The following is a 12,571-nucleotide window of genomic DNA, read 5'->3' on the forward strand; positions in this document are numbered from 1 at the left end:
AAAATACAATATAGATAAATAAAAATAGGGAGGTACTAAAATGGCTAAAAGATTATTTACTTCAGAATCAGTTACGGAGGGGCATCCAGATAAAATATGTGACCAAATATCGGATTCAATATTAGATGCATTACTTGAGCAAGATCCTAACTCAAGAGTTGCTTGTGAGACATCAGTTACTACAGGACTTGTTTTAATATCAGGTGAAATATCTACTAGTGCTTACGTAGATATTCAAAAGGTTGTTAGAAATAGAATTAAAGAAATAGGATATGATAGAGCTAAGTATGGCTTTGATGGAGATACTTGTGCAGTACTTCTTGCTATAGATGAGCAGTCTTCTGATATCGCCATGGGAGTTGATGAAGCATTAGAGAGTAAAGAAGGAAAGATGGATGATGAGGTTGAAGCAGTAGGAGCAGGAGACCAAGGTATAATGTTTGGATTTGCTTGTGATGAGACAGAAGAGTTAATGCCTATGCCTATATCTTTATCTCACAAATTATCTAGAAAATTATCAGAAGTTAGAAAAAATGGTACTTTAAATTACTTAAGACCAGATGGTAAGACTCAGGTTACAGTTGAGTATGATGGAGATAAGGTTGTAAGAGTAGATACTGTTTTAATATCAACTCAACACAGTCCAGAAGTAACTAGAGAACAAATAGAGAAAGATTTAATAGAGCATGTTATAAATCCTGTTATACCAGAAGAATTATTAGTTGATACTAGAATATTAGTTAATCCAACAGGAAGATTCGTTATAGGAGGACCTTGTGGAGATGCAGGTCTTACAGGAAGAAAGATAATAGTAGATACTTACGGTGGATACTCAAGACACGGTGGTGGAGCTTTCTCAGGAAAAGATGCTACTAAGGTTGATAGATCAGCAGCTTATGCAGCAAGATATGTTGCTAAGAACATAGTTGCAGCAGGACTTGCTAAGAAATGTGAACTAGAGTTAGCTTATGCAATAGGTGTTGCAGAGCCTGTATCTATAATGGTTGAGACATTTGGAACTGGTAAAGTTTCAGAAGAAAAACTAGTAGAGCTTGTTAAGAAGCACTTTGATTTAAGACCAGGAGCTATAATAAGAGATCTAGATCTTAAAAAGCCTGTATTCAGACATACAGCAGCTTATGGACACTTTGGAAGAACTGATTTTGATTTTGCTTGGGAGAGAACTGATAAGGCTGAAATACTTAAAAAAGAAGCATTACAATAATATATTTTTTATAAAAGAGGCTTGAATAAGCCTCTTTTATTTTGCTTAAAAGTATATATAAATACAAGATTATAGAATTCAAAATTTATGGACAATATCATAAATAAAAGAAAGTAAAATATTACAGCATCAATTATTTGATATAATAGTAGTATTATAATTATTTAGGAGAAGATATTATGGAAAAAATAAAGGGAATGGTAGTTGAGATTGTATTTAAAAACGATGATAATGGATATACAGTAGCCGCCCTTGAACACTCAAATGATGAAGTTACTATAGTAGGATGTATGCCAACTATAACAGTAGGTGAAACTATTGAAGTTGATGGCAAATGGATAAATCATAAGATGTATGGACCTCAATTTGAAGTGAGTTCATTTATTCCTTGCACACCTGAATCTGAGGAAGGAATATATATATATTTATCATCTGGAATGATAAAGGGGATAGGTCCTAAGATGGCTAGAAAAATAGTAGAGATATTTGGACTAAACACACTGGATGTAATACAAATGAATCCTGAAAAACTAACCAGTGTGGATGGAATAGGAAAGAAGAAGGCAGAGACAATAGGAAAGAGCTTTCAAGATAATAGAGAACTTAGAAACTTGATAATAAGTTTATCAAAGTACGGAATAACTCCTAATTACTGTCTTAAAATATATAAAAAATATAAAAACAAATCTATTCAGATAGTGGAGACAAACCCATATAAACTAGCGGAAGATATAAGAGGTATAGGATTTAAGCTTGCTGATAATATAGCAACAAAAATGGGTATAGATCCTTATTCAAAAGATAGAATAGCACAAGGTATAATATATACACTAACTCAAAGTTTAAGCGAGGGACATACGTACTTACCTAAAAGTAAGCTTTTAAAAGAATCTTCTAAATTACTCGAAATAGAAGTTGAATATATAAAAGATGTTATATTTAAACTTGCACTCGATCAAAAAATTCAAATAGAAAAGGGACCTATAGAAGATAACATATATTTGATTCCATATTACATATCTGAAAACGGAGTCTGTAAGAAATTAATAGAGCTTTCTCAATATGAATTCGACGATTTGAAATTAGATATAAATGAAGAAATATCTTTAATAGAAAAAGAAGATGATATAACTCTTGCAAAAAATCAAAAGGAAGCAGTAATACAAGCGCTGCAAAAAGGGGTTTTGGTAGTAACTGGAGGTCCTGGAACTGGAAAGACCACTACAATAAATACTATAATAAAGATATTTGAAAATTTAAAAATGAATATATATTTAGCAGCACCAACTGGAAGAGCTGCAAAGAGAATGAGCGAAACAACGGGAAAAGAATCTAAGACTATACATAGATTACTTGAAATGGGATACTCATCAGAAGATGAAGAAATGGTATTTATGAAGGGGGAAGACGACCAACTTGATGCAGATGTTGTTATAATAGATGAGGTATCTATGGTAGATATCTTACTCATGTATAATCTTCTTAAGGCTATAAAGGCTGGAACCAGAGTAATATTGGTTGGTGATTCAGATCAACTTCCATCAGTTGGAGCTGGAAATGTATTAAAGGATATAATAGATTCTAATATAATAGAGGTTGTAAAACTTGATGAAATATTTAGACAAGCAAAAGAGAGTATGATAGTAGTCAATGCGCATAAAATAAACAAAGGTGAAAAACTAGAACTTAACGCCAAGGGCAAGGATTTTTACTTTATTCCAAAGTATGAAAAAGAAGACATATTAAAAGAAATAGTAAATCTAGCATATAAAAGGCTTCCGGATTACTACAAAATAGATAATCTGAAGGATATACAAATATTATCTCCTATGAGAAAGGGAGATACTGGAGTATTTAATTTGAATTTATATCTTCAAAATGTTCTAAATCCAAACGATAAATTTAAAGTAGAAGAAAAGTTTCAAAAGAGGACATTTAGAGTAGGCGATAAAGTGATGCAAATAAAAAATAATTATACAAAGAAGTGGAAAAATGAGGACGAGACAAAAGATGGTGAAGGGGTATATAATGGAGATATAGGATATATATACCATATAGACAAAGAAGAAAAAGTAGTATATATACTATTTGATGAATATAAAATTGCGCAATACGATTATAACGAACTCGATGAAATAGACCACAGCTTTTGTACTACTATACATAAAAGTCAGGGGAGTGAATTTCCTGTAGTAATAATGCCTATAACATGGGCTCCTCCAATGCTTTTAACTAGAAATCTTTTATACACAGCTGTTACAAGGGCTAAAAAACTAGTAGTTTTAGTGGGGGATGTTAAATATTTAGAATATATGATAAAAAATAATAAAATATACGATAGACACTCAAACCTTAATATCAAACTTTCAAGATTTAAAGAGGAAGGGCTATTAATAGAATGATAAATGATTTTATAGATTATATATATCCTAGGAATATAAAGTGTATATTATGCAAAAATCCAATATCAAAGAATAACTCGTATTCCCTTTGTAAAGATTGCTTTAATAAATTAAACTTTATAAATAAAGGATGTTTAATTTGCGGGAAGCCATTAACCGATTTCTATAAAAATGATATATGTTTAAATTGTGAAACTAATGAATATGTTTTTACGAAAGCATTATCGTGCGTTGAATATGATGACAATATTCATAAACTAATATATTCGTTCAAATATGGAGCAAAAACTTATCTATCATATAATATTGCTGAAATTATGAATGATAAGTTGAAATATGAAGGTATAGATTTTGATTACATTATACCTGTACCACTTCATAAAAAAAGGTTGAGAAAAAGAGGGTATAACCAATCACTACTTATATCTAAACAGCTATCAAAAATTAATAAAAAAGAAGTATTAAATATAGTTGTTAGGAATGAGAACACAGAATTTTTATCAAAGCTATCCAAGAAAGAAAGAATAAAAAAATTAGAAAATGTATTTACCTTAGACAAAAACGAGAATAGAATATATAAAAAAGATGTATTAATAGTAGATGATATATTTACAACAGGCACTACAGTGAATGAAATATCCAAAATTTTGTTAGATTCTGGAGTGAATAAAATATATGTAATAACATTTGCAACAGGTAAAAATATATATTAAAGGAGGAATATTAGGTGGAACTTGTAAATTGCAAAGAATGTGGTAGGATGTTTGGAAGTCAAAATGGAGAACTTTATTGCTCTAAATGTAGAGTTAATGATGATGCTGAATTTAAAAAAGTAAGAGAGTATTTATATGATAATCCTGGTGCATCTGTTCAGGAGGTTGCAGAGGGAACTGGAGTATCAGAAACATTGATAATAAAGTTTTTAAAACAAGAAAGAATAGAAATAGTTGAGGATGAGAATGCTATACTTTCATGTGAAAGATGTAGGAAAAGTATAAAAACAGGTAGATACTGTGAAATTTGTAAGGCGGAAATAAAAAAAGAACTCGCTAACGCTGCTAAATCATTAAAAGAAAGTAAAGGATCTAAAGCAACATATCATTCTTATAATAATAAATAAAAATTTATATAAAGAAAACGCCCCATTTGGTCGATAATAGTAGCATAAGATTAATCGAGGGGTGTTTTTTTTATGAAGATAAATGGAGTTAGCAATATACAAAAAATTATGAATGCATATAAAACTAATAAAACCCAAAACGTAAATAAAGTTTCTTTAAAAGAAGATAAAATAGAAATATCTCAACAGGGAAAAGATTATCAATTTGCAATAGATGCATTAAAAGATGTTGAAGATATAAGAGAAGACAAGGTGAATGATATAAAAATAAGAATAGAAAATGGAACTTATACAGTAGATAAGCATAAGCTTGCAAAATCAATGATAAAAGAAGATTTGAATTGGAGAGGTTAATATGAAATCCATAGATTCATTTATACAAGTTTTAAATGAAGAATTAATTATTAACAAAATTCTTTTAGAAATATCTATACAAAAAAAGGACCTTATAATAAATAATAAATCAAAAGAACTTTCAAGCTTTATGATAAAAGAACAAAATTATGTTAAGAGAATAATAGAACTTGAAAAGTTAAGAGCGGGACTTACTCTTAATATACAAAAGGAGCTTGGAATACAAAAGATAACTAATATAAAAGAAGTTATAGAGGGTGTAGATAAAGAAAAAAGTAGAGAAGTAGATTCAATAGCAAAAGAGCTTAGAACTGTGCTAAAAGATCTTCAGCACAACAATAATCTTAATAACAAGCTTCTGGGTATAACACTTGAATACTTAGACCTTAATATAAATCTTTTAACATCAAGAGCACAGCCAAAAACATATGGAAAATCTGCAAATGAACAAAAGAATAAAGATAATACTTTTTTTGATGCGAAATATTAAAAGGAAGGTGCAATTATGTCTAGTTTTTTCGGATTAAATATAGCAAAATCGGGATTGTTTGCAGCTCAAAAATCATTAAATACAGTAGGTCATAATATAGCAAATGCAAATACTCGTGGATATAGTAGACAAAGAGTGGAGTTAACAGAGAGTAATCCTTTAAGTGCTCCAAATGGATCGGGAATGATAGGAACGGGAGTAGACTCAAAACATGTTACTCAAGTAAGAAATGAATTCTTAGATGTGAAATTCAGAAGTGAAAATACAGTATATGGACAATGGGACTTTAGAAATAAATCTCTTGAAGAAATAGAAGCTATAATGAATGAACCAGGGGATAGTGGAATAAGAAAGGTTATGGATGAGTTTTTTAGTTCATTTGAAGAATTATCAAAGGATCCATCATCAATAACAACTAGAACAGTAGTTAGAGAAAGAGCTATAGCATTCACTAATACAATAAATCAAATGCATTCTCAGTTTGAAAATTTGTTACAGGATACAGATTCATCTATAGAATATACAGTAAATCAAATAAATACGTATGCAAATGATATAGCTCACCTTAATAATCAGATATATCAAGCTGAAATGGGAGGCTCTAATGCGAATGACTTAAGAGACCAAAGAAACGTTTTATTAGATGATTTATCAGAGCTTGTAGATGTGGAAATAAAGGAGATTAGTCAAGGAAGTGATAATCTTTCTAAAAAGATGATAATAGCTATAAATGGACAACCATTAGTATCTCACGATAAAGTAGACCCTATAATTATCCAAAAACAACCTCATAAATATAAAGATGAGATGGGAATAGAATTTGATGTTAGAGGTATAGCTTTTAAATCAGGTTCTCCAATAAATACTGATAACATACAAGGTACTTTAAAGGGTCAAATAGATATGAGAGACAACCTAAATGATGCAGACGGAGCTAAAGGAATACCTTATTATATGAACAAATTAGACGAATTTGTAAATAGATTCGCAGCAGAACTTGATGTTCAGCACTTTGCAGGATATGGACTAGATTCAGCAGGAACAGGTAATTTGTTTTTTAAAGATAGAGACATATCAAAAGATACAAGTGATACTACTAAATTCATAACTAATGGAAAGCTTGGTTTAGGTGAAATACACGATCCGACTAAGGTTATAAAATCAACACCTGCACCGACTGTAACATCTATTAAAAGCTATATAGATGAACAGAAAAAACTAGGAAAAACAGAAAGTGAAGCTATAAAAGAGTGGGAAGATACATATAAAGGATATACACTAGCTTCTGATGATCAGGGAAACTGGTATGAAGTAGAGAAATTATCAGCTAAAGACTTACAAATATCATCTAAAATAGACAAAGATGTAGACTATATAGCAGCTGCAAAAAAGCATACTGATACTGATAAAGGTATAGCTGGAGATAATTCAAATATGAATGCTATTTGGGATTTAAGGCATGATGATAGTATGTTTGCATGGGGTTCTCCAGATGATTTTGTTAAATCATTAGTTTCAAACCTAGGAGTAGAATCACAAGAGGCTCAAAGAATGGTTGGTAATCAAGCTGTTCTTGTAAATCAAATAGATAATACAAGACAATCAATATCAGGTGTATCTATAGATGAAGAAATGTCTAATATGATTAAATTCCAACATGCATATAATGCTTCGGCTAGAATGATAACCGCAGTTGATGAAATGATAGATGTTATAGTCAATAGGATGGGAAAAGTAGGTATGTAGGAGGTAGTGTAGTATGAGAGTAACCAACTCTATGATGGTAAATAGAATGATGATGAATATGAATCGAAATCTAAGTAAAATGGACAAGATGTATGAAGATTATGCTACAGGTAAGAAGATACACAGACCTTCTGATGACCCTGTACTTGTAGCTAGAAGTCTTAAAATACATACTGATATAGCAGAAAATGAACAATTTAAGAAAAATATAGATGATGCTTATTCTGTTTTAGATAAAACAGAAACATCTCTTAAGGAATTAAATGATATTTTTCAAAGAGTAAGGGAACTTACTAACCAAGCATCAAATGGAACACTTACTCAAGAAGATACTATTAATATAAAAGAGGAAGTAAAGCAGATAAAAGAGCAGATGGTGAAATTATCTAATGATACTTACGTAGGAAGACATATATTTTCTGGATATCAAACGGACAAACCTTATTTGAATGAAAATGGAACTAATGCTATTAATTTAGATAAAGAAATTAGAAGTGGTGCTTTAAATATATCAAATACAAATGAACTTGAAATATTAGCTGGTAAGAATGAATTTGAAATTAATATAACAGGACTTACAAAGTCTGATGGCACAAAATATACAGGTAAGTATACAGTTGCATTAACCCCTCAAAAATATGATGGAACTACAGGGAAAACTATTGATGATTTAGCTACAGATATACAGACTCAGCTTAATAGTGCATTAGATGAAGATGGCAATGGTATACCTACAGATTATAAAAAATTTGAAGTTACAGTAGAAAACAATCAAATTGTAATTAAAAATCCTGAAATAAAGGATAACCAAAAATTTGCAATAAAACAAAGTGAAACAAATACACTAGAGCTTAAAGATTTAGGTCTTGAAAAACGAAACATATGTGAAAGTAATGAAAATGTAGAGTATAATACAGGAATATCATCATCAATTTCTGTAAATATAAAAGGAGATGAAGTATTCGGTCCTGTAGTAGACAGCGATGGAGATGAAATTCCTGATAAGACAATCATGGATACGATGAATGAACTTATTTCTAACCTTGAAGATGGAGATACAGATAATATATCAAAAAAATTAGATGAAATAGATGCACATATGAATAATATATCTAAAGTAAGAGCTGCAGTAGGAGCTAGAATGAATACAGTAGAAACAATAAAAGATAGAATAGAACAGACAGAGGTTAACTTTTCAAAGTTACTATCGCAGACAGAGGATACTGATATGGCAGAAGTATCTATGAAGTTTATGACTATGCAAAGTGTATATCAAGCTTCTCTTAATGTAGGGGCAAAAATTGTACAACCTACACTTGTAGATTTTATAAGATAAATTAGTTTAATACTTAGTAGAAAAATCATGCTCATTGAAATACCGCTACTTAATTAACATTTTAATAAAACTAAAGATTATAACTTATTAAATATCTTAAAACTTCTTAAACTCCCTTACGGTCAGACAAAGAAGTTTCTTAACAGATATTTAAACGTTATAATCAAGTTTTATAGTAAAATATTAATCAAAAGTAGCTAACATTTCAATGAGCATGATTTTTAGGTATAGTTATTTAAACATAGTATTCTTATAATCATGTATTATTATAAAGCAAATTAAAAAACAAATTATAGATGGGGTGATTTTGGTGAAAATCAATACTGAAAATTTTGGTGAAATAGAAATAAATGATTATGAAATAATACAATTTGAAGATGGAATGCCAGGATTTGAACATTTAACTAAATTTATAGTAATAAAAGAAGAAGAACTAATTATAGATTATCTTCAAGGAATAGAAGAAGATATAACTTTTCCTATAATAAATCCATTCTTAGTAAATAAAGAGTATGAGTTTAAGATACCAGACAATACTATAAAAAAACTAGAAATAGAAAAACAAGAAGATGTAGAGGTATATACAATAGTTGTTATACCAGAAAATATAAAAGAAATGAGAACTAATCTTCAAGGACCTATTGTTATAAATAATAAATCTAAAAAAGGAAAACAATTAATATTAGATGAAAGATATCCTTTAAGATATATGATATTTGAAAAGGTAGGTGAGTAGTATGCTCATACTTGGTAGAAAATTAGATGAAAGTATTATAATTGATGGGAATATAGAAATAAAAATAATTGGAATATCTGATGGTAAAGTAAAAGTTGGAATAGAAGCACCGAAAGAGGTTGAAATTTTAAGAAAAGAAGTTAAAGAAGCAGTAGTTAATGAAAATAAAGAGGCAGTAGGAAAAATAGATATAAATAATTTAAAGAATTTAATAAAAAAATAAGAAATTACTATAAAGTATTTAAATATATATTCGATATATAATATGTAAAAGTTATTGGCCAATAACTTAAAAATTTTAGGCAAGGATGCCAAAAAAATTCAAGGAGGAATTTATTATGATTATTAACCACAATATGAATGCAATGAATGCTCATAGAAATATGGGAATGGCAAATGCTTCTCAAGCTAAATCTATTGAAAAATTATCTTCAGGTCTTAGAATAAACAGAGCTGGAGATGACGCAGCAGGATTAGCTATTTCTGAAAAAATGAGAGGGCAAATTAGAGGGCTTGATCAAGCTTCTAGAAATGCTCAAGATGGTATTTCTTTGATACAAACTGCTGAAGGAGCACTTAATGAAACACAAGCTATACTTCAAAGAGTTAGAGAACTTACTGTACAAGCATCGAATGATACTAATGTTTCAGAAGATAGAGCTCAAATAGCTAAAGAAGTAGAACAATTAACTAACGAAATAGATAGAATAGCTAATACTACAGAATTTAATACTAAAAACCTTCTAAGCGGAGGGTTATCAGGAACTAATCTAGGAGCTACTTTACAAATAGGAGCTAATGATGGACAAAATATATCAGTTCAAATTAAAAGAATGAATGCTTCTGCTTTAACATCAACAGCTACGACAGGAACACTTGCATCTGTACAAACGCTTATAAAAGCTGGAGCTGGTGGAAACTCAATATCAAACTTATTAACAGGATTAGATACAGCTATCAGCAATGTTTCAGCTCAAAGAGCTTCTTTAGGAGCATTCCAAAACAGATTAGAGCATACTATTAAGAATTTAGATAATGCTTCTGAAAACTTACAAGGTGCAGAATCAAGAATTAGAGATGTAGATATGGCAAAAGAAATGATGAATATGAATAAGCTTAATATATTAAATCAAGCATCTCAATCAATGCTTGCTCAAGCAAATCAACAACCACAAGGTGTACTTCAATTATTAAGATAGTAATTTAAAAATAAATTTAACTAAAAAACTGACTGAATTATACAGTCAGTTTTTTAGTTAAATTTACATATTAGAAGGTGATTGGATGAAAGAAAATAATACATATATTGATAATATATCAGCTTTAAGAAGAAGATTTCCTTATATAATAGATTTACTAGAAAGTTGTAATTTAGAAAATAAAGAAGTTAGTTCAAATATATTAAAATCTAAAGATGGAAATTTAACAATGAGTCTTAAAAGAAATAAAGAAGAGATATATTTATACAGCAAATACAATCCTTTATCTAGAGTAAAGAATAAATTAGAATATGATTTGAAAGAAGTAAAAAAAGGGAAAAAAAATGTTTTACTATTAATAGGTTTAGGCTTAGGGTATGAAATAGAGTATATGTTAAATGAGGAATATATAGATAATATTATAGTTTTTGAACCAGATATAGCAACTTTTTGTGATGTCATAAATAAAAAAGATATTACTAATATAATAAATAGTAATAAGGTCGTCCTAATTTTAGGTGAAAATGATGAGTATTTAGAAAGTCTGATGTCTTATGTTTGTAGTAATGTAGTTTATAGTTATTCACAAATATATATTAAAACTAATAAACAATACAATAAAATATATCCTAAAAAAATAAGTATTTTTTTAAAAAAATTCAAAGATATTTTGGAAAAAAATAAAACTAATTTAGATACTGAGATTAGATTTTCGCTAGATTGGAGTAAAAATATAATTAAAAATATACCATATTTATTTGAAAGTTATTCTGTAAATATATTTGAAGATTTTTTAAAGAATACTCCTGCCTTTATTATATCAGCAGGTCCATCTCTTAATAAAAATATACAATTGCTGAAGGCAATTGATAATAGAGGGATAATAATATGTACAGATACTGCCCTTAAACCTATGTTAAAAAACAATATAAAGCCCCATCTCGTTATATCTGTAGATGGTAGTTGTAAAAATTATAAAAAATATGAAAATACAGAATATGCAGATATACCTCTGTTCTACAGTGTGAAAGTTAATGATAAGATATTAAGCGAATGCAAAAGTAAAAAAGTTATTTATTCAGCTTATGATGAAGAGTTAAGTAAAATATTAAAAAAACTAAACATTGGATTATCTAATCTTCCTAGTGGAGGTTCTGTTGCAAACAATGCATTGTCACTTGCTATTTTTATGAATGCAAATCCTATAGTCTTAGTAGGCCAGGATTTAGCTTATTCGAACAACCAAAAACATGCAACAGGAACTTTATACGATGATTCTAAAAATTATATAGATCAAGAAGAAAAGTTAGTAGAAGGAATTGATGGGAAATTGTTAAAAACGAATGAAAGTCTATTAACTTTTTTGAAATGGTTCGAAGATGTTATAAAAAGAGATAAAAATAATAGAGTATATGTAAATGCTACAGAAGGTGGAGCTAATATTAAAGGGACAACAGTAATGAAATTAGAAGATGTTATAAATAGATACTGTAATGAACCGAAGGATTTAAATTTAAGATTTAATAATTTACTTGAAAATTCAACATATTTTATTAATGAAGAATATAGAAAGGAAGTAATCGGTATATTTGAGGATGAACTTTTTAATTTAATAAAGTACAAAAATATTTTAGAAGAAAATATAAAAATATGTGAAATTTTAATAAATGAAATAGATTCTAAATTGATTAGAGAATATTTAGAGATTTTGGATTTAAATGATAGAAAGATATCGAATGTTAAAAATGAAACAATTTTTATTGGAAGTGTTTTGACAAATGCTACTAACAATATAATTTTAAATATAAGAAGAAATAATAATCTTAATGAAAGTGAGAATGAAAATAATAAAAGTATAGCATTAGATAATAGTTTATATCTATATCAAGAACTTATTAAAAGTATAGAATATATAATACCCATAATAAAAACTACTATTAATAAATTAATAAGGTAGGTATAT

General features: G+C 28.7%; 12 protein-coding genes. All 12 read left to right on the forward strand.

Annotated elements, in window-relative coordinates:
• Positions 1-40 precede the first annotated feature (40 nt).
• The 12 genes from metK to M2214_RS00705 all read left to right on the forward strand — a co-directional run bounded on the left by metK (position 41) and on the right by M2214_RS00705 (position 12,565).
• On the forward strand, positions 41-1,225 hold the full coding sequence (gene metK / locus M2214_RS00650; protein ID WP_248481653.1) for a methionine adenosyltransferase: 1,185 nt from the start codon (positions 41-43) through the stop codon (positions 1,223-1,225).
• 179 nt (positions 1,226-1,404) lie between these two features.
• The gene (gene recD2 / locus M2214_RS00655; protein ID WP_248481655.1) at positions 1,405-3,627 is read left to right on the forward strand and encodes an SF1B family DNA helicase RecD2; all 2,223 of its coding nucleotides are present in this window, start codon (positions 1,405-1,407) and stop codon (positions 3,625-3,627) included.
• The gene (locus M2214_RS00660; RefSeq protein WP_248481656.1) at positions 3,624-4,340 is read left to right on the forward strand and encodes a ComF family protein; all 717 of its coding nucleotides are present in this window, start codon (positions 3,624-3,626) and stop codon (positions 4,338-4,340) included. Before recD2 ends, M2214_RS00660 begins: the two co-directional genes overlap by 4 nt.
• Positions 4,341-4,354: 14 nt before the next feature.
• Entirely contained in the window at positions 4,355-4,747 is a 393-nt protein-coding gene (locus M2214_RS00665; protein ID WP_248481658.1) for a flagellar protein, read from the forward strand.
• 72 nt (positions 4,748-4,819) lie between these two features.
• Complete coding sequence (gene flgM, locus M2214_RS00670; protein ID WP_248481660.1) at positions 4,820-5,101, forward strand: flagellar biosynthesis anti-sigma factor FlgM; 282 nt, start codon at positions 4,820-4,822, stop codon at positions 5,099-5,101.
• 1 nt (position 5,102) lies between these two features.
• Positions 5,103-5,591, forward strand: coding sequence for a flagellar export chaperone FlgN (gene flgN / locus M2214_RS00675; protein WP_248481662.1), 489 nt, complete (start codon positions 5,103-5,105; stop codon positions 5,589-5,591).
• A 15-nt stretch (positions 5,592-5,606) separates the two neighbouring features.
• Positions 5,607-7,337, forward strand: coding sequence for a flagellar hook-associated protein FlgK (gene flgK / locus M2214_RS00680; RefSeq protein ID WP_248481664.1), 1,731 nt, complete (start codon positions 5,607-5,609; stop codon positions 7,335-7,337).
• 13 nt (positions 7,338-7,350) lie between these two features.
• A complete protein-coding gene (gene flgL / locus M2214_RS00685) occupies positions 7,351-8,673 on the forward strand; it encodes a flagellar hook-associated protein FlgL (RefSeq protein ID WP_248481665.1) in 1,323 nt (440 codons plus the stop codon).
• A gap of 310 nt (positions 8,674-8,983) precedes the next feature.
• On the forward strand, positions 8,984-9,409 hold the full coding sequence (fliW, locus tag M2214_RS00690) for a flagellar assembly protein FliW (protein ID WP_248481667.1): 426 nt from the start codon (positions 8,984-8,986) through the stop codon (positions 9,407-9,409).
• Between the two features lies 1 nt (position 9,410).
• Positions 9,411-9,632, forward strand: a complete 222-nt coding sequence (gene csrA / locus M2214_RS00695) for a carbon storage regulator CsrA (RefSeq protein ID WP_248481669.1) — start codon at positions 9,411-9,413, stop codon at positions 9,630-9,632.
• A gap of 115 nt (positions 9,633-9,747) precedes the next feature.
• Positions 9,748-10,608 (forward strand): flagellin N-terminal helical domain-containing protein, encoded by an 861-nt coding sequence (locus M2214_RS00700; protein WP_248481671.1) that lies wholly within the window; start codon positions 9,748-9,750, stop codon positions 10,606-10,608.
• Positions 10,609-10,693: 85 nt separating this feature from the next.
• Positions 10,694-12,565 (forward strand): motility associated factor glycosyltransferase family protein, encoded by a 1,872-nt coding sequence (locus tag M2214_RS00705; protein WP_248481672.1) that lies wholly within the window; start codon positions 10,694-10,696, stop codon positions 12,563-12,565.
• The last annotated feature ends 6 nt before the right edge of the window (positions 12,566-12,571 follow it).

The sequence above is a fragment of the Tepidibacter aestuarii genome, assembly GCF_934924865.1.
Classification (GTDB): domain Bacteria; phylum Bacillota; class Clostridia; order Peptostreptococcales; family Peptostreptococcaceae; genus Tepidibacter_A; species Tepidibacter_A aestuarii.

Excerpts from the sequence above, each read along its gene's own strand:
- metK (WP_248481653.1), top strand. The coding sequence starts at position 41 with ATGGCTAAAAGATTATTTACTTCAGAATCAGTTACGGAGGGGCATCCA.
- recD2 (WP_248481655.1), top strand. The coding sequence starts at position 1,405 with ATGGAAAAAATAAAGGGAATGGTAGTTGAGATTGTATTTAAAAACGAT.
- M2214_RS00660 (WP_248481656.1), top strand. The coding sequence starts at position 3,624 with ATGATAAATGATTTTATAGATTATATATATCCTAGGAATATAAAGTGT.
- flgM (WP_248481660.1), top strand. The coding sequence starts at position 4,820 with ATGAAGATAAATGGAGTTAGCAATATACAAAAAATTATGAATGCATAT.
- flgN (WP_248481662.1), top strand. The coding sequence starts at position 5,103 with ATGAAATCCATAGATTCATTTATACAAGTTTTAAATGAAGAATTAATT.
- flgK (WP_248481664.1), top strand. The coding sequence starts at position 5,607 with ATGTCTAGTTTTTTCGGATTAAATATAGCAAAATCGGGATTGTTTGCA.
- flgL (WP_248481665.1), top strand. The coding sequence starts at position 7,351 with ATGAGAGTAACCAACTCTATGATGGTAAATAGAATGATGATGAATATG.
- csrA (WP_248481669.1), top strand. The coding sequence starts at position 9,411 with ATGCTCATACTTGGTAGAAAATTAGATGAAAGTATTATAATTGATGGG.
- M2214_RS00700 (WP_248481671.1), top strand. The coding sequence starts at position 9,748 with ATGATTATTAACCACAATATGAATGCAATGAATGCTCATAGAAATATG.
- M2214_RS00705 (WP_248481672.1), top strand. The coding sequence starts at position 10,694 with ATGAAAGAAAATAATACATATATTGATAATATATCAGCTTTAAGAAGA.